The organism is Pseudoalteromonas sp. SWYJZ12 (assembly GCF_015864395.1).
GTDB classification, from domain to species: Bacteria; Pseudomonadota; Gammaproteobacteria; order Enterobacterales; family Alteromonadaceae; genus Pseudoalteromonas; species Pseudoalteromonas arctica.
In genome coordinates, this window is sequence record NZ_JADYXH010000011.1 from 91,954 (window position 1) to 111,240 (window position 19,287).

The 19,287-nt window shown below is 38.3% G+C and carries 13 protein-coding genes; 6 read left to right on the forward strand and 7 right to left on the reverse strand.

From position 1 onward, the window contains the following. Positions 1-72: 72 nt before the first annotated feature. On the forward strand, positions 73-1,047 hold the full coding sequence (locus I6F42_RS13250) for a DNA topoisomerase IB (RefSeq protein ID WP_197152422.1): 975 nt from the start codon (positions 73-75) through the stop codon (positions 1,045-1,047). Between the two features lie 48 nt (positions 1,048-1,095). Here the strand turns inward: I6F42_RS13250 and pelG are convergent, their stop codons facing one another. From pelG to I6F42_RS13285, 7 genes are read right to left on the reverse strand one after another with little or no spacing between them, the layout of a single operon-like run. Then, a complete protein-coding gene (pelG, locus tag I6F42_RS13255; protein ID WP_197152425.1) occupies positions 1,096-2,460 on the reverse strand; it encodes an exopolysaccharide Pel transporter PelG in 1,365 nt (454 codons plus the stop codon). Next, positions 2,448-3,965 carry a GT4 family glycosyltransferase PelF gene (pelF, locus tag I6F42_RS13260; protein WP_197152427.1) on the reverse strand — a complete coding sequence of 506 codons (1,518 nt, stop codon included), beginning with the start codon at positions 3,963-3,965 and terminating at the stop codon, positions 2,448-2,450. Before pelF ends, pelG begins: the two co-directional genes overlap by 13 nt. Beyond that, positions 3,958-4,941, reverse strand: coding sequence for a protein PelE (locus I6F42_RS13265; RefSeq protein ID WP_197152429.1), 984 nt, complete (start codon positions 4,939-4,941; stop codon positions 3,958-3,960). Before I6F42_RS13265 ends, pelF begins: the two co-directional genes overlap by 8 nt. Then, positions 4,938-6,236, reverse strand: coding sequence for a PelD GGDEF domain-containing protein (locus tag I6F42_RS13270; RefSeq protein ID WP_197152430.1), 1,299 nt, complete (start codon positions 6,234-6,236; stop codon positions 4,938-4,940). Before I6F42_RS13270 ends, I6F42_RS13265 begins: the two co-directional genes overlap by 4 nt. Beyond that, positions 6,233-6,748, reverse strand: a complete 516-nt coding sequence (locus tag I6F42_RS13275) for a hypothetical protein (protein ID WP_007584808.1) — start codon at positions 6,746-6,748, stop codon at positions 6,233-6,235. Before I6F42_RS13275 ends, I6F42_RS13270 begins: the two co-directional genes overlap by 4 nt. A gap of 14 nt (positions 6,749-6,762) precedes the next feature. Next, positions 6,763-10,044: a tetratricopeptide repeat protein gene (locus tag I6F42_RS13280; protein WP_197152431.1), complete on the reverse strand. Its 3,282-nt coding sequence runs from the start codon at positions 10,042-10,044 to the stop codon at positions 6,763-6,765. After that, positions 10,044-12,752 carry an endo alpha-1,4 polygalactosaminidase gene (locus I6F42_RS13285; protein WP_197152432.1) on the reverse strand — a complete coding sequence of 903 codons (2,709 nt, stop codon included), beginning with the start codon at positions 12,750-12,752 and terminating at the stop codon, positions 10,044-10,046. Before I6F42_RS13285 ends, I6F42_RS13280 begins: the two co-directional genes overlap by 1 nt. Positions 12,753-13,239: 487 nt before the next feature. Between I6F42_RS13285 and I6F42_RS13290 the strand changes: the two genes are divergently transcribed. The 5 genes from I6F42_RS13290 to I6F42_RS13310 all read left to right on the forward strand — a co-directional run bounded on the left by I6F42_RS13290 (position 13,240) and on the right by I6F42_RS13310 (position 19,216). Then, positions 13,240-14,907: a methyl-accepting chemotaxis protein gene (locus I6F42_RS13290; RefSeq protein ID WP_197152433.1), complete on the forward strand. Its 1,668-nt coding sequence runs from the start codon at positions 13,240-13,242 to the stop codon at positions 14,905-14,907. A gap of 120 nt (positions 14,908-15,027) precedes the next feature. Next, a complete protein-coding gene (locus tag I6F42_RS13295; protein ID WP_231388420.1) occupies positions 15,028-15,543 on the forward strand; it encodes a MarR family winged helix-turn-helix transcriptional regulator in 516 nt (171 codons plus the stop codon). A gap of 133 nt (positions 15,544-15,676) precedes the next feature. Next, positions 15,677-16,426 (forward strand): serine/threonine protein kinase, encoded by a 750-nt coding sequence (locus I6F42_RS13300; protein WP_197152434.1) that lies wholly within the window; start codon positions 15,677-15,679, stop codon positions 16,424-16,426. A 314-nt stretch (positions 16,427-16,740) separates the two neighbouring features. After that, entirely contained in the window at positions 16,741-18,093 is a 1,353-nt protein-coding gene (locus I6F42_RS13305) for a magnesium transporter (RefSeq protein WP_007584828.1), read from the forward strand. 55 nt (positions 18,094-18,148) lie between these two features. Continuing rightward, positions 18,149-19,216 carry a CNNM domain-containing protein gene (locus I6F42_RS13310; protein WP_197152436.1) on the forward strand — a complete coding sequence of 356 codons (1,068 nt, stop codon included), beginning with the start codon at positions 18,149-18,151 and terminating at the stop codon, positions 19,214-19,216. Positions 19,217-19,287 lie beyond the last annotated feature (71 nt).

The window sequence follows — 19,287 nt, forward strand, 5'->3', positions numbered from 1 at the left end:
GTACATTCTATGCTTTGAAATATAAGCTTAAGCGAGTTAACAATATCTCTTTTAAATGCTTGAGGAGGAATGATGGAATTGATTTACGTTGATGATAGTTTGCCCGGAATTACCCGAAAGCAAAAAAACAAACATTGGCAGTATTTTGACCCAATAGGAAAAATAATTAAAGAGAAGGCCGTTATTGAGCGCTTAAATTCACTCGCGTTCCCGCCTGCTTATAAAAGTGTATGGTTTTGCCCTGAAGAAAATGGGCATATTTTAGCAACAGGTTACGACAGTAAAGGACGAAAGCAGTACCGATATCATCCATTATTTACACAACAACAAGATGCTAAAAAGTATCAAGCTTGTAGTGTGTTTGGACATAAGCTACCGTTACTTAGGGCTCAATTAAAGGAAGCATTGCAAGGTGATGAGCTCGATTATGAACGTACTTTAGCAGCCATTGTTAGATTAATGGATTTAGGTGCTTTACGGGTGGGGAATGAACGTAATGTAAAACAAAATAAAAGTTTTGGTGCGACAACCCTAAGATCAAGGCATGCAAAATTAACAGGTAAAAATATTAGATTAAAATACCGTGCAAAGTCAGGTAAAGAAAGGGAAGTAAATATAACGGATAAAGCATTGAGTAGTGTTATTAAGGGGCTTCAGGACTTACCCGGGCAACACTTGTTTCAATATATAGAAGAGGGGGAGCGCTCTAACGTTACTTCGACTGAAATCAATCAGTATATTCAAAATATAATGGGTGAAGAATTTAGCGCAAAACACTTTAGAACATGGCGAGCAAGTGTGATTGCTTTTAAAGAAGTGTATGAAGCAAAAGGCGCTATTACATTAAAAACAATGCTTGATGAAGTGTCTTCAAAGCTTGGGAATACGCCAACAATAGCGCGTAATTCTTATATTCACCCTGATGTTATTGAGCTTTGTAAGAAAAATGAATCAGAACAAACTCATTGGCGCGACAATTTTAAATTACCCCGTAAAACAAAGTATCTTAGTCGGTTTGAGCGCGGTTTATTAGAGTTTTTAACGTAACGATAAAGGCTGTAGCTTACAGCCTTTATGCTAAGTTTTTATATTATGCTATTGCAGCATAAACGTTTCGTATTCTAAATCTTCAAATTGTTTTGAAAGCCAAAACAATCCTACTACCGAGGTAATAATGGTCGCTAATGCAAAGCCATAACCATAAAACTGCGGCCCAAAAGCGATTGATAGCAAAGTTAAAACAACGTTTATTACCAAAAATAGCCCCGCTAAAAATAGGACGGTTGAGCGTTTATCTAAATAAAACAAAATATTTAAAATAGACAAAAATATAACTTGTACACCCACACCAACTACATCAATAAATAAAAGCGTTTTATAGTTTGGATCAATACCAATAAAAGTAAGTATTTGCTCGCCCCATAATAATAAGCAGGCAACGGTAATACCTTGAATTTTAAATATATCGTATAAACCGGCACGTGCAGTTTGGATCATATTGTCTTTTAAATAGTAAATTTCTTCTAACGATGATCCCTCTCGAATAGCTGTGTAAAAACGGTCGTATTCTTCTACAAAGTCGGTTTCCATTTTTACTAAAAATACTGCCATACCGGGAATAATAGACAAATAAGCCAAAAATATAGGTAAGTCATAAATTGGGCTGGCTCTTAATGTGCCAATAATTTGAATTGATGTGCTTGGAGAATACCAAAAAATGATTTTATCAGCCCATACACCAATGTTATAAAACAGACCACAAAAGAATAGGCTGTAATACACTTTTTTATTGCTTAAAAAGTCAAAGCTTATAAGTTTTTCACCTGGGTAGCGGCGAATAATCATAAATAAAAAGCTAAAAAAGAGCAGTGCTTCGCCAGCAAAAAACGCAAAAAATAAGCCGTCTAACTGCCAGTCTCTTAATAAATATGCAAGCAATACCATAAAGGCGTAACCACTTAGCATGGTAATTAAAATTAACCGGTATTCTTTCATACCTGATAGAAAAATAGCACCAAGCCACTGATTACATAAGCTTACAAAGGCACCTAAAATTATAACCTTAGTAACAACGGGTATAGGGAGCATAGGCCATACAGCCAAGCCCACCAATAACGCGGCTATTGTTGTTATAAGCTGTGCACCGAGTAGGTTAGGCAGTACCTTTGCTTCTTCTTTTTGAAAAAATAAATCGGCAATAAATCGAGTTAGTAATAACTGCAAGCCACCCGTTAAAATAAGTGAGGCAGCCATCATGTAGGTAACAAGCGTTAAAAATTGAATAATAAGTACTTTAGGTAATACAATTCCTAAACTTAAAATACCAATTAGCATTAACGCTACAATAGAGAGCAGCCAGGGGCCTGAGCCTATTAAACCTGCGTAGCCGTATGCTTCAAAAACTGAGAGCAGGGTATTTTTTTTGAGAATTTTTCGTATCTCAAAACCTATTCCGGCCATGCCATTGTATCCTTATAAAGTTTATCGTAACGGGCAAACATGTGGCTCTCGTCATAAAATTTTTGTACGCGGTCTAAACCACTTTTTTGATACTCAAGCCAAGCTTGCTCATTTGTTAGCATATTTGATATTTGTTGTGCTGTTTCGCTAGGAGAAGCAATTGAGACAACTTCACCTGCTTTACCTAATGCTTTATCTTCATCGGTTCCGCCTTCGATTATTTCGCGGCACGAGCCAACATCACTAGCCAGTACAGGCACACCGGCCGCCATTGCTTCTAAAAGTACTAAAGGCTGCGCTTCGGAAATCGAGGTTAAAGCAACAATTCCGAGCTTAGGCAAAATTTTGGTAATATCTTGCATACCTAAAAACTTAACACTGTTTTGTAAATCAAGGCTGCCTACAAGTAGTTCACACTCTTTGTAATATTGCGGATCTTCTTCATAAGGGCCGATGATCCAGCCTTCGACCTCTGGTAATATCGATTGCGCTTCTTTAATCGCACGTATAAAGGTTTTAATATCTTTTATAGGCACTACACGTCCAATTAACCCAACAACCGGTGGTATCTGTTTTGGACGCTGATCAAGCGCTTCAATAAAGCGTACTGTTTTAATGCCATTAGGTACAACAAATGCTTTTTCAGGCGCTGCACCATCTTTTATTTGGCGCTGTCTGTTACCGTCGTATAGCGAAATGATCTTATCTGCTTCTTGATATGTTGTTCGGCCTATTTGCTCAAAAAAGCTGATCCACATTCGGCGAATAAAGCCCATCTCGGTATTTAAGTTTTTACCTAGGCTTTGTTCAGACTCTTTGATCCAACTGGCTTGAATAAGATCTATTTTTCTCTCTTTGGTGTAAATACCATGTTCGGTCAACAAAAAGGGAGTATCGCTTATAACACTGGCACCAGATCCTAAAATACCAGCATACCCGGTAGATATTGAGTGAATAAGTTTAACTTTTGGAAGTCCACGTGCAATTTCGGCTATTTTAAATAGCGGTTTATATAAATTGCGATATGACCAAAAAAAGTCAATAAAAGAGGATTCATCACAAAAAGTTGAATAGTAATTAGTGAGCACTTGCCACGATGATTCACTATATAAAAAGTCGGCTTCGTTAATACCGTCTTTTTTAGCCAAAGTTTCAAATGCAAATTTTAACAATTCAGTCGGGATAGGCTCGTTACAATCTCTAAAATAATTTTGTAGTTGTTGCCAGAAATCAAAGAGCTCTTTTTTATATTTAACCCCATGCTTGGCTTTTATTTCAGAAGTGTCATTTTCCACTAAATAATGAACATGCAGCTTGGTAACGTTTTCAGGTAAAGTATATTGAATCTCGCCATAATGCTCTGGTGCTCCACCTATAAAAACAAGCTCAAAGTTATAATGAGGTAACCCTTCAATTATTTGATGAACCCAACTAGATACACCACCACGTACGTAAGGGTAGGTACCTTCCAAAAGCAGTAAAATGTCTGCATCTTTATTACTCATGCCAATACTCCTGCAAATGACGTAATTCACTGCCTTTAGGTTGTTCTGGGAGTTCTTTTAAGTAGCGTTTACAGTCGTCAAACTTGTTCATACAAAAGGCAACTTCGGCTTTATAAGGGAGAACATGACGCCTTGCCATACCAAATTCAGTTGCTTTGAGTAAGTACTCATGGGCTATTTCGTATTTGTCTAAGGCTAAAGATATTCGGCCTAAAAATATAAAGGTTGCAGGTGTTTTTACGTGCTCAATACTTTGCTCTGCAAGTGCTACTGCCTTTTCTAAAACGTATTTACGCAGTGCACCTTGGGCTAAGCCTAAGTAGCTTAGTTCCCAATACAGTTCGGCTAGCTGTTTTTGTAAATGGCTCAATTTGGGCTGCTTAGTCGTAACGGCTATTTCTTGCTGATACAAACTGATTTTTTCGTTGAGTTTGGTTTCTTTACCATCAAGGGTTGAGTAGGCGAGTAGTCGAATATCATCTTCTAAATCTTTAAGTGCTAGCTTTAAAATAGGAATAGCTTGTGAGTCACTCATGTGACGAGCTGCCATTACAGCACTTAGACGTTTATTTGGTTCACTCGCGTGCTTCAAAATTGCTTTAAGTCCGCCAATAGAATAGGTCGGGTTTGCTGATATTGCTCTGGCTTCAAAAGGAAGCTCAGGTATTTTATGCTCTTCTATTTCTATCTCGTCGTTTTTGAGAGGTTTACAAAGAGCAAACGTAAGCGCTACTACAACACCTATAATTCCAAGTACTGGTAATGTAAACAATAATAAAAACATGAGTAGCAAAGAGCTATAAGGAGTCGTTTTGTATTTTTTAGGTATAAAAACATAACTAACAATAGCAAAAAGGATGCTAGCAATAGCATGCAATAATATAGCTAAAAACCAATTAGGTGTTTCCAGTACTTCTATTAGTGCAAAGTACTGGCAAATACACCCTAAAATAGCCGCTACAATAATTATAATCATGAAAGTGAAACCAATCTCTTTATGTCATCTGAGCTTATTGGTAGTGCAAGTTGTTGCTCAATAACAATATCAAGCTCAGCTAAAGTGTTACCAGTGCGCTCTTTACACCAAGTGTTCATTCGGGCAATAAAGCCTGCTTTTTCAAGTTCATCAGCTAATGGCATTAATAGCAGTAATACCTGATTTTGATTATCATACAAATAAATGTCTAAACCACGGCGTGCTTCACTTAAATAACTCATAAGTTGAGTCGATTTATCAGTAATATTATTGGCTTTTATTTTTAGCAGCTGCGATGGAATGTTGTATCGTTTAGCTTCTTTATTCGCGCGTTTAACTTGGCGAATAAAGTATGGAGACTCTTCATACGTCATTACTGGGTTTGTTATTTCATGGCGCAGTAGGTCGCCAATATGCCCAGCCATAACAGCAAGTAGTGTAAGAGTGGTATTTTTAAGTGCAAAAAATTGTACTCTTTCAACTAAAATAGCGCCATAAACTGTATTATTTACGTCGATAAGTGGGATTGCCATATGGTATTTACTTATACCCGATGATGCTTTTTCGTCTTTTACCGATACTAATTCTTTTTCTTCGATCATCGCTAATATAAGAGGATCGTTTTTAGCTATTTGACTCATCTTACCTATAGAGGCAAGTGGTGGTTCTAAAACACTGTCGTTTTCAACTTTATATAACCCCGCTCTTTCTAGCGAACCGTACTCAACAAATAAGTCGATTATTTTTTGCGCTGCGCTATCAAGCCTTCTTTCTTTCAATAGCCCGATAGAGGTTCTTACTGCTTGTAGCGATTCACGCAAACTTAACGTATGGCCAGCAAGCATTTGCTCTATTCTATCGTGAGATGAATTAATTAAGTGATACTGACGAGTAAATGTTTCAAGGCGATCGGTTACGTACTCAAGCTGAATACTTTGTTGTTGATTAGTACGTTCCCACACATCCCTAAATTCGCCAGTGATCATAATTACAATAATGTAGCCAATCATGGCGTTAATATTGAAGTCGCTTTGTGGTGATAAAATATTTGCTTGAAGTAAAAAAAGTTGACCAACAAGCAAACATAAAATACTAATAAAGCCTTTTGAAAAGCCATAACGTAGAGAAACTAAAAGTGGGCCAAGTACAGGCCACGAAAACCCTCCCTCAGTCCAAAATGGGTCCTCTGCGTTAAATAATACAGGCAGCCCTAAAGCAAGCGCGGTAAATATAAATACCTCAGCCCATATTTGTAGCTCAGGAACGTCTCTTGGTCTAAGGAAATGTGTTTTCACTCACTAACCTCTATATAAGAAATTAAATCGGCAATCACATCTTGTGCTGTTGCTGCAATGCTATCGCGGCCCCAACCACTTTTAGCAATAGTACCCGTCCAAATCGGCGTTGTTTGTCCATTTTCAGTGAGTGATAATGTAAGTGCAACAACGGGTTCGCCGTCAAGCCCCGCTTTGTAGCGCCACTCTTCAATACTGCCTGTTAGTACATAGTCAGCTTGTTGAGTGCTTAACCACTGCATAGCATTGTCTAAGCGGTATTGATCGTCCAGTGGTGGAAGCTCTTTGGTGTTTACGCGAGGTGCGCGTATAAGTGTTGGCAATTTATTTTGTTGCCAAATACTGGCTAAAATATCTTCAGCACGCTCACCTGCAAGCGGTGTTTGAGCATGATTAACAAGTGGCATTAATGCCACAATTTTTGAAGGGCTAAGCTCTACATCATCAGCAACTCTGCTGGTGGTACATGCTGATAATAGTAATACCAAACACGGTATAATTAAACGAAACATACTCTCTCCTAACATTAAAAATGTACGTAATAACCTAATTGTAATTGTGTATCTGAGTTACCCACTTTATTACTACTTTGGTAACCTAGCTGTAATTTAAATAAATCATCGCCCAGTACAGACCAACCAGCGCCACTCGAAACTGATACATCTACTGTATCGTTAAGCGTTTGATAGCCAGTACTTATATCGAATAGCCATGAAGGGCTTGCGCCTAAATAAGGAGGTTCTAAAGAGCCAGTTGAAGCAAATGAGGTCCCTAGTGCAAAACGTCTAAATGGTTGAAGGTCAACTCTTAGAGGTCTTGATTCTGTATTTATTAATGCATTTACACGTTCAAAGTCTTGCCATTGCGCACTAAAATAAGCGTTCCAAATTGGGCGGTCTTTTAAAATGCTGTATTGGTAACGTGCATTATATTCTTGGCCATTTATTAGTGAGCTGCCATCGCTTCTTCGAGAAAAAGACATCGCTGCTGCTGATAGCTGTACGTTTTGTCTACCATCAATATTGTAGTTAACATAGGCCGTGGCTTTATCTAGCTGAGCATAGCTAAGTAGCGCTTCTGATTGGCGGTTTTCAACATTATATTCAAGCTTTAAACCTACCTGTGTACGCGAATCCCATTGATAACGAGAGTCCAAGCTAAAACCTTGACGGCTAACTAAGCTGCCTTGGTGAGAATCTATTTTTGCATCAAAATACCAACGACCAAATGTCATCTTATCTTCTATCGCAAACAGTAATCCGTTGTTATCAAGATTTTGCTGATTACTTAAACTTAATTTCCATTGCCCATTAGCATAAGGAAAATAAACGTTTACATCGTACTGGCTACTGTTTAAACCAGCCTCTGGCGATAGGTTTATTTCAAGCGCTCTAAAATAGGATGCGCGTGCATTTCTGAGTAAACTCAATTGCGATTCATTTGCCTCGCCAGTAAGTTCTTCGTACCAACGTTGCATGGTGGCATAGGGTTGTTTTAAATAGAGTAGGGCGTTTAGCTCATCTAATTTGCTTAGTGAACCTTCAGCTATAAGCTGTTTCGCTTTATTAAATTCGCCGTTGGTCATATAAAGTTGTAGTTTTTGCCATGGCTCTAATTTTTGTGCAGCCCTGCGCGCTAACCACCAGTTTGTTTGGGGCTCACCAATAGTGTCGGGAGCAAGTTCTTCCATTGTGTTTAATTGCATTAAATGAGGAACAGCCATCGCGCCCGCCCAGCGGAACATTAAGCCTCTGTATGCATATTTATCTTTAGGTAAGTGTTGCAGTAAATAGTGATTAAGTTCAGCAGCATTTGCATAATAACCAAGTTGCTTCATTACATCGGCTAAGTTAACCAGTGTTGTTAAGTCACTTGGATCTGCAATGGCCAATTTACGCAAATAAAAGTAAGCACTGTTATATGATTTTTCATAAATAGATAGGCTTGCTAATAGCTGGGTCCACGCATAGGAAGTGTCGCCTTGAGAATAGCGCGTTAAAATGCGGCCAATCATTACAGTGTCGTGCATTTGCAGCGCTAACCAACCTTGTGCAAGCACAACATCAGAGTCATATTCACTTAATTTAGCGGCGCGGTTTAAAGTTGTATAAGCTGAATTTAAATCACTTTGGTTTTGATACCAATTAGAAAGAATTAACCAAGCAGGGTAGAGGGCTTTATTGTAGCGCTGCTTATCAAGTTCAGCATGAATACGTGCAACTGATTTAGCATCATTTACTTGTGTACTTAATAATGCAATTTGAATCAATTGACGGTCAGTTTGCGACTCACTTTTCCATAAATAATCAAGAAGCTCCTGAGGCCGACCTTCAAAGCGCAATTGTTGGTAGTGCAGCATGTCGCCTACGCTTAAAGGGCTTATTTTTTGTAACTGCTCTAATGCATATAGCTCATGAGCTTTGTCTTTGACTCGCGTAGCCATATCTACATTGGCGCTCCAAAACTCATCATCAGAACTTTCTTGCTTACTTTTTAGTACTTGCAGAGCTGTAGCAAAGTCATCTTCTAGCCAAAATGCGCGGGCAATCCAAAGTAAGTCTTCTTCATTTTTAGGCCCTTTATATATAGGCCACAGGGCTCTTAGCGCTTCTAAATTACCAGTATCGTGAAGTACTTTTGCTTTCCAATATTGTGATAATGCACTTTTACCATTTATTTGCTCAAAGCGTTCAATATTGTTTAACTCTTGCTTTGTGTTACCAATAAATTCGTTAGCTTGCATCCAATTAGCAAAACCATTGCCTTTCAGACTTCTGTTTTGAGCTTTATATTCGTATATATCATTAGCATCTTGGTATAAATATAAAGCGGTGGCATCGTTAATACTGTCGGTAAGCATCGCAGGAGTTACGGCTTTGTTAGACATTAGCCACTTAAATTCTCGAAGTGCTTCTTTAGGCTTGTTTTGCCAGCGCTTTATCTTCCAATTTAATAAATGTAGCTCTTTGTCATCTGAGCTCTGTAGTAATAACTGTGCGAGTAATTGTTCTGCCCCTTTTGCATTTCCATTTGCTAAACGTAGGTGCATTGCTTTTGTTAAGTAGTCGGTGTTATTTGGCTCAGCTTTTAATAAGCTTTCAATGGCTTGAGCTGCATCTTCTGTGTTGCCAGCTAGGTTAGCTAAATAAAGAGTGCGTTTAACATCGGCTTTGTCACCATAGGTTTTCCACCATGCATAAGCTTGAATCGGGTTATTTGCGCCCAGTGCAGTTTCAATCGCTTTAGCTGCAATGTCAGCATTTATATTTGTTTTATAAATTGCGAGTGCTTTGTCAGGTTCCCCTGAGCTTAACCAGTAATCGGCTGCAAGGAGTGGCTGTTTATTTTTTTGATAGTACTGAGCAACTTTTGCGTTTAACCCAACTGCTTTTGCAATAGTTAGTATTTGTTCGTTCCAATTTTTATGAGCACCTATTTTTAAAGATAGTTCTTCAAAACGGTCGTCAATATTAGCCCCGCTTGCTAGCCATAATGAGTAAAGCAGCTTTATTTCAAGCGTCGCTTTGCGCTCACCTCTAGGTAGTTTTTCAAGCTCGTTAGTGGCTTGTGAATACTCACTAAGCCCTATATGCAGCTCAACTAATTTTGCGCGTAGCTTTTCGTTGTCGGGCTCTGTGTTGAGCGCTGCATTAAGGTACGATTTTTCAAAGGTATAATCTTGTGAAAGTTCATCATCTTCAAAAAATAAGGTGTGAGGAAATAATGCATAAAGTGCAAAACAACTTACAGCTAATATTGCTAATATTGTTTTTACAGAAATTAACTGAGGGCGCTTTTTAGCATTCATTATCGAGCGACTCCATTGCAGTTAAGATAACCATAAAATTGACCCTTTGGCAGATTAAAGTGTGTCACATTAGCGCGTGTTACACCTTTAAAGTGCTCACCCAAATTAGATACAAATTCGCAAGAGCGTGCATTCATTAAATCAAGTGAAGCGGGTACCCACGCTTTAAAACTAACAGGCCCGTTAACTTGCCAGTTATTAATAACAACATTTGCAGACGCTAAATAAGGTTTTTTACTATTTTGGCTGTGATCAAAGCTAAGGCGAGCTATGTTATTTATAACGTGTATGTAGTCACCTTTTTCAGTTACACCCGATACACCTTCACTTTGAGCTATGTTTGGCACATCAAAATCGGTAGGTATCCGTAGAGTACGAATGTACTTTGAGCTAAATAACCATTCATTATTATTGTTTTTTGCAAGTGCAGAAAAGTAAAAATCTTTTGCTACTTTTGCATAATGGCTTAAATGCACAGGCGTATTTGGTCTTGCTAAAACATAATCTATGTTGTGTTTAAGAGCGTCTAAACCCGCAAGAACTTCGCCTGAGTAAAAGTGATAGTAAATAGTGTAAGGTTTTAACCTATATGGTTTTTCTGTTATTTCGAAAGTTTCGGTTAAACGTCTAAAGCCGTAATAAGGGCCATGCCATAGGTTTGTGTAAACATTTTCATTTAATATGGGGGCATAAATTTGATACAGCAAATCACGCTCAGGTCGGCCAATAGGTGATATATGTGTAAGACTAGGATTATCGGCATTTACATCAGTGTTACCACCGTTGACATTTAACACACCTGCATCACGAGCAAGTTCAAGTGCTTTAGGACCAGGAGTTGCATCGCCTGACCATAACATCATCACTGTTTTTTTATTTTTAGGTGTGAGCTTTTCATCAATGTACTTTATTGAATCTGTAATTTCTTTTTTAAGGCTGATAGTGTTGTAGCCAGGTACATCTAGATGAAAACCGTAATCGGTGTCGTCTTCATCTATTTTTTTTCGCCCAGACAGTGCTGTCCAAAAATAGGGGTGACTATAAGTATGCGAAGCAACTTCTACGTAAGGTAGGTTAAAAATACTACGTGCAATGCCTTCAAGTTTGGCACTTTGTTTAGAGTGAATACCGCCTTCTTCAATGTCAGCTTGGATCACAGATGACGTTAAAGGCAGTTTATAGCGTTTAATTATTTCATCTCGAATCACTTCTGCTGAATAAGGCTTACCTTCGTAATGGGCAACACTTGTAAATCCATCTCCATCGATATGCAGCGTTAGCATTCGCCTGCCACTTTCGGTGGTTGTATCTGGCACTAATATAGGCGGTAGTCCCATAGCTTGAGTTAGTAGTGTACGCGGATCAATAACCCATTTGCTGCCTTCCATCGGAAATGTATCAATTAGCCAAGGAGCAACGACGACTGCACCATATTTAGTTTTAGCAGCTTGTACAACTATTGTGTCATCTGATGATTTTATTGTAATTAAAGGAGTCGCATCAGTTGCTAATTTGAGTAAGTATGGTTTAACAATAGGGGGAGGTGTTGTGGATTCTCCTTTGAGCCAAGGTGCAAAGCTATCTTGTTTATATGGACCTTCAGGCAGTGTGTTTAACGACTCAATACCCAAGCTTAATAATAATTTAGTTGATTGTGGTAACTCGCCTAAAATAAGCTCTGGCACCACACCTAAATTAGCTTCAAGCCAATTGGTAAGTGTTGGTGTGTAAAATGCGTCGCTTGAGGTCCACGAAATAATACCGGCATGTAAGCTAGGGTCAACCAAAGGTAAATCGCGCTTTGCCATATCTATGTAATCAGGTATATACCCCAAATACTCAATCATGGTCGCAAGCTTTAAATGTACGGTAGTGTAAATGAGTGGCTTTACGTTACTGTTATAAGGGATCAAAATGCGCCTAGGCACCGGTGTAATTGATGATGTTCCCCATGTTTTCAGGTGACCATCGGTTACCCATGGATTAAAACCGGCGTCTATAATATTTTGTGCCATAGCGAGGCGATTATCGGGTTTTGCATAATCAATAACTTGGACGTTAAGGCCTAAGTCTTGTGCTGTTTTTAATTGTGCGCTTAGCCAATCTTGGTCGTTTTTGTTGGTCAGCTTATAGCTATTGTCGGTTGGATTAAAGTGGCTATACAAACCCTCAGCAACTAAGTCTTTAGCTAAATTAGCGAGTTTAGGCAATAACTCAAAGCCCCGGTTAAGAATAAGGTGCTTATCAAAAGTCTCAGATAGTGAGCTTATTATGGTGACTAACCCAGCTTGTTGATCGGGTTTACTGTGTGTAGCATCTAATAGCTGATAGCTATCAAGGGTATCTAAAAATAAGCCGCTAAAGCCACGTGCTTTTAATGCCGCAGCGCTATTTGCAATATATTGTTGCCAATGTGCTGATGTTAAATCCGCAATGTGGCTATTCCAGTTGGGGTTTATGCTAAGTGATGACTCACTTTGATTAAACGACTCACCAACACTTAAATAAGCATAAACAGCAATATTACGCTGTTTAAACCAATTAAGTTCGTGCTCAGTCACAAGATCAGGCTGGACTACAACGCGAGAATAAAAGGTCATTTCGGCTAATGGCATCGGCGCTGAGTAGTAAAAAGCGATACTATTATTTACAGGTGCTGAGAATGCATGAGCAGACACTAAAAGTGCAAGGTATAAAATATATTTCATTAATAATTCATTTTTATTAGATTATAACTGTGACTCAAAGTGATGCGTTCCGATTTTCTAGTTGTTTGGTATTAGTAATATAGGGTTATTATATGTTAATGGAAGTTTAATATCTATATGTTCATTATTTATATGAACCTAAAATCAATACTAACATGAGTCGTGCGTTAACTCATTACATAGCTGGTGATTAGCCGTCTCAGTACGCTATAAAATTAAGTTTAGATCAATGCAGCTGCTAGAACTTTAAATCTCTAATGAAAGAGTGGCAAATTATATATTAATTAATACGAAGGTCTCAGTGTTTTTAGTGTCCAAATACCTTCCTTGTGACTATAATATCTGCTAATTGAGCATAGTATGAGTTTACTCCCACCAATTTGTTTTTATTTACTATGCTTTTAAACCCAATAAAACAATGTAAACAGCCGTAATTTAATTTTTGGCTATTGTCGCTATATATGCATTTATATACCCCGGAGAAATAATGAGTAATTTAAGCTTGAAAAACAAACTGTTGTTATTAGCTATATTGCCCTTAATGCTACTTTTGATTAGCTTGATGCTGAGTTCTTATTATTTAGAGAATAAAAATCAGCAACAAAATTTTGAAGCATTTCAAACTAAACTAATAAGTGACAAACAAACGTTGCTAAGCACCGAGGTGGAAATTGCCAGTAAAATTGTGCGCTATCAAATAGCAAATGGCTCTGAGCAAGATGCTAAAAACGCTTTAAGAGATTTAACATTTGGTCAAGGTGGTTACTTTTTTATATACGACACAAATGGCGTTAGTGTTTTTCATGCATTATTAGGTGATGCTATTGAAGGGCAAAACAAAATAGGGATGACTGACCCTAACGGTAAAAAAATAATAGTGGGCTTATTAGATCAAGCTAGAAAAGGCGGTGGCGCTTTTAACTATCATTTTCAAAAACCAAATACCACAGGCTTAGTTGAAAAAATGGGCTATGCAGCAATGATCCCAGGTACAAACTGGATGATTGGTACTGGCGCATATATGGATGATATAGGCGCAGAACTACTTAAATATCAAACAGCAATGCAAGAGCACATGAATGATAAGGTAGTGACCTTATTGCTAATTGCTTTATTTTGGGTTGTGTTAACTATTGTATGTGCGTTAGTTGCCGCAAATACAATGGTAAAACCAATACAGCGCATGGCGCAAAGCCTTGACGACATTGCTAAAGGTGAGGGCGATTTAACCAAACGTTTAGATATTGATACTAACGATGAAATAGGCCAACTTGGCGAAGCATTTAATATGTTTGTAAGTAAGCTACATGGCATTATTGCCAATGTGGTTGATGTAACACACGATGTAAAAACAGCCTCTAGTGATATAAATACACAAACACGGTTAATTGAAGACAAGCTACTTAATCACAATCATGAAACAGACCTTGTTGCGACGGCTATTACCGAAATGTCGGCTACTTCTCATGAGGTGGCTCAAAATACGAATCAAGTGGCAGAGTCAACCCAAGCGGCAACGCAAGAAGTTGCTAAAGCTCAAGAGTGTGTTGATATTTCACTCAGTGAGGTGTCTAACCTAATGGGCGAGATAAACCTAGCCGCAGAACAAGTTGATTCACTCAGTGATCAATCTAAAAAGATTAATAGTGTACTAAGCGTAATTGGTGGAATTGCCGAGCAAACAAATTTACTTGCACTTAATGCTGCAATAGAAGCTGCACGAGCAGGTGAGCAAGGGCGAGGGTTTGCTGTTGTTGCTGATGAGGTAAGAAGCTTAGCAAGTCGTACTCAAGTTAGCACATTAGAGATTAGTGAAATGTTGAGTGAGTTACATAATTTAGTATCGAATGCTGTAGCCGCAATGCAAGCGAGTCAGAATAGTTGTAATCGCTCAGTAGAATCGTCTCGTGCTATTTCAGAAAGTTTAGGTGCGGTAACAACCTCAGTTAGATCAATTAACGACATGAGTACGCAAATTGCGACAGCGGCGCTGGAGCAAAGTAGCGTTACAGAAGAAATAAACCGTAATGTATTTGCCATTCAAGAAATCGTTAATGAACTAACTATTTCAAGCAAAACTACCTCTTCGGTAGGCCAGCATTTAGCTGCGCGTGGTGAAAACTTAGGCCAGCTTGTTGGCCAGTTTAAAATTTAACAAAGTTTAAAGCTTTACAGTAAAAGCCGCTAATAGCGGCTTTATTTTTGTGGCTTAGTTTTAGCTGCTTAGTTTTTATAAAAATTATTGAATTTTTTGTATGTGTTAAGGTCTATCAGCATGCAAATATACCTATACAGTGGAATAACCATGCAAAACATGCCATCAATTAAACGTTGTACTCGAGAAGAGTTAGCGCCAGAGCAAGACTTGGGGCGTTTAGTGTCTTTTTTACGCTCGAGATTAGCCATTCATGTTGATGCCAAGTTACTTCCTATGGACTTAACTTCTGCGCAATATATTGTGGTTGTACTACTTGCGAGAGAGTCGGTTAATACGCTTGCAGGACTTTGCGAGTATATGGTTTATGATCGTGGCGCTATGAGCCGCTTACTAAACCGACTTGAAGAAAAAGGACTCATTATTAAAACGCAATGTGAGCTTGATAAGCGCTCAACTATTTTGTGTTTAAGTGAAAAAGGTAAAGCTCTTTGTCCTGAAATTATGCCTGTAGTAAACGAAGTCTATGCTCAAGCATTAAGTGGTTTTTCAGAGCCAGAAAAAAACCAAATAATCGACTTACTATTCAAAGCTATAAATAATCTTGATTCACTGCCAGACTCCCCCCAAAAGTAGATTATCAATAAAATAGCGATACTGTTTCAATAGAAAGTTAGCGTGCTAATTAGTTGATCTGATTGTGCGCAGAATCTAACTTTGATAATATAGTTGCCTAGGCAATTAAAGTTATCATCTTGTTAGGTTTGTTATGATTGAAAATAATTTGTTAGTACAATTACAGCAGCAATTTCCAGAACATACTTTTATGCAACATCACTTAAGTGTTGTCCATAAGGGACGTTTTGCTAACGCGATTGTGTATCGATATAAAGATAATGAATTTGATTTAATTGTTAAAGATTTTAGCCAAAGCCCGTGGTTTATCCGCAAAACATTTGCGCGACTATCTGTAAACCAAGAATATAAAGGATTGAGCCGTTTAGCTGAGCTTGATGCAGTCGCTAACCGCTTTTGTAGATTATCGCCGATAGCCGTAGCTTATAACTATATTGAAGGCACGCCACTGCGCGCTTTAATTCATGAAGACAAAACACTACCTGTTAACTTTTTTAGTGAGCTTGAGCGTCAAGTAGCAAAAATGCATCGCAAAGGCATCGTGCATTTAGACTTGCGCAATATGGGTAATATTTTATGCGGCGCAGACGGTAAACCTTATTTTATTGATTTTCAGTCCACTATTAGCTTTTCTCGTTTTCCACGTTGGTTGCAACGCTTTATGCGAGGGTCTGACATGTCAGGCGTATATAAAGCATGGAATAAATTGGGTGAGCAACCTCTGCCACAAAAAAAGCAAGACTATTTGGAGCGCTTTAATCACGTGCGTAAACGCTGGATTTTTAAAGGTTACCCAATACAGCGAGGCTATGCGTGGGGCGCTGCACTTATTACTCAATTTGTAGATTCTGACTTAGTACGAAATATTACTGATAGACTTTAATTTAAAGCATAAACCGTAATTTAAAAACACCTAATTCATTGTGTGATTTTGCCCATATTAGCCTAGCTAATATGGGATTTTTTTTATTATAAGTAATCCCTTTGGTTTGCTTACTTGTTGTTTAATCCCTCAAAAACAATTCCTTTTACTGTTTTTTTAATTTTTTAAAATAAATATTAGTACTGCATTTAGTTTGCCCATACAATGCGCAAAAATAGCTTGCGCATGCTTAATAAGTTCACGTTTTTTCTGCAATTTTTTATTGTTCAAGTAGACTATAAATAATGTGCGCTTTTAAATTTTAAGGTTTTAAGATGATTGAGTATCCGGTAGACCAACTTCCACAGCTCATAAATGATTTATTGCAATGCGATACAACAGAACGCAAAAATAAATTATTAGCAGATGCGCAGTTAACGCTTTCAACAGAGCACCTGTCATTACTTTTTGAGGCGATACCAAAAGAACAACGACTTGAAATTTGGCAGTTGCTTGACGAAGACACGCAACACGAAATTTTTGTTAATTTAAGTGAAGATAGTTGCTTGTGGTTGCTGCAAACACTAGAAGACACTGAGGCTTTTAAGCTTCTTGATGAAGTTAATGTAGAAGAGCTACTGGAACTTGAAGAAGTTATACCAGAGCGATTTGTTGAGTATGCAAAAAAGCAACTCGATGAAGCGCAAACCAAACAATATGATTTAGCGCAGCAATACCCGCCAGAACAACTTGGTCACTGGTTAGGTTTTGACTTTTTAAAAGTATCGGAGAAGCTAACAGCCGGTGGTGCTAAAAAATTGCTACATAAAGGTTTACCGCAATACAGTGAAGTTATTTATTTAGTAAGCCGCAAGGGTAGTTTAATAGGTGAGGTTGCGGTAAATGATTTAATAAAAGCCAGCGACACCGATAACTTAATGACATTGGCAAATCATGACTTTTCATCGCTCCATGCTGATGATGATTTATATGAAGCGGCAGAAGTGGTGATCCACAGTGAAAAAATGGCACTGCCAGTGGTTAATGCTGATAACAAATTACTTGGGCGATTAACCATTGCCTCTGCTTATGAATTACGACAAGAAATTGCTGATGAAGCAGCCGCTAAAGCCGGTGGTTTACGTGAAGACGAAGACCTGTTCGCAAGTGTGCGAAAAAGTGCTAAAAACCGTGGTATATGGTTAGGTATTAACTTAGCTACTGCCTTTTTAGCGTCTTGGTTCATCGGTTTATTTGGCGCAACTATAGAACAGGTTGTAGCACTAGCTGTATTAATGCCAGTGGTTGCTTCTATGGGCGGGATCGCAGGTAGTCAAACATTAACCGTTATTGTGCGTGGTTTAGCGCTTGGACAGGTTACAGATTCAAACCGCAATGCGTTACTTAAAAAAGAGCTACGTGTTGGCGCTGTAAATGGCTTGGTATGGGCGTTTGTAATAGGCCTGCTTACCTTCTTATGGTTTAACGATTTAATGCTCAGTATTACGATTACGGTAGCCATATTATTGAATTTAGTCGCTGCGTCACTAGCGGGTGTTGTTATTCCGTCTATTTTAGACAAAATGAAAATTGATCCTGCGTTATCTGGCTCGGTAATTTTAACTACCGTTACCGATATTGTTGGGTTTGTTACCTTTTTAGGTTTAGGCAGTTTATTGCTTTTATAAGCCTTATACCAATTCGCTTAATTAAGTGAATTGGTATTACTAACAGGAAAATACAATGACCTTTGAAGTCATGATTTGGTGTGCAATTGCTTTGTGTATTTCACAATCGGCAATATTTTCGGGCTTAAACTTAGCGTTTTTTTCACTAAGTAGGCTTCAGCTTGAAATGGAAAGTGCAAAAGGGAACGAGGCGGCCATAAAAGTCATGGCCCTTCGAAACGACTCTAACTTTTTATTGTCGACTATTTTGTGGGGTAACGTAGGTATTAACGTACTACTTACACTACTTTCTGATTCGGTATTAATGGGCGCAAGTTCGTTTTTATTCTCAACTATCGCAATTACTATTATTGGTGAAATAACACCGCAGGCTTATTTTTCGCGTAATGCGTTAAAAATGGCAAGCCTACTTTCGCCGTTAATTAAGTTTTATCAGATTCTGTTTTATATAGTTGCTAAGCCAACGGCTTTAATTCTCGATGCATGGTTAGGTAAAGAGGGGATTACGTACTTTGCTGAAAGTGAGCTCAGAGGTATTATTCGCAAACACATAGAGGCTGAAGAAGCTGATGTTCAACACGTTGAGGGAATAGGCGCGCTTAACTTTTTTAGCTTAGATGAAATAAGCGTAACCAAAGAGGGTGAGGTAATTGATCCAGACTCTATTATTGCTTTGCCTACTAAGCTTGATTTGCCTATTTTCCCAGACCTTACATTAACGACTGATAATGAGTTTTTACGCAAACTACATAAGTCAGGTTATAACTGGGTGATCATTACCAATGAAGACGGTTGGCCTTTATTAGTGGTAGATGCTGACGGCTTTTTAAGATCAGCGTTATTTGAGCCAGATACGTTTGACCCTTATCATTATTGTCACAGACCTATTATTGTTGCTGATGAGGCGATGCGCCTGAGTGAAGTTATTTTAAAAATACGGGCTAGTCATTCTTTAGATAAATCGTTTGATGGGGCCATTGATCACGATGTGGTGTTAGTGTGGAGTGATGTGAAGCGCATTATTACCGGCGCTGATATATTTGGTCGGTTACTCAAAGGTATGAGTGCACCAAAACTCGAACTGCATGAAAATACAGAGAATAAAAAGCCGCCAATTGGCTAACACCATTCAGTTAAGCATGCTTTGACTTAATGGTGTACCGAGTTTTTGAAATTCGAACGGTCCTACTTTTG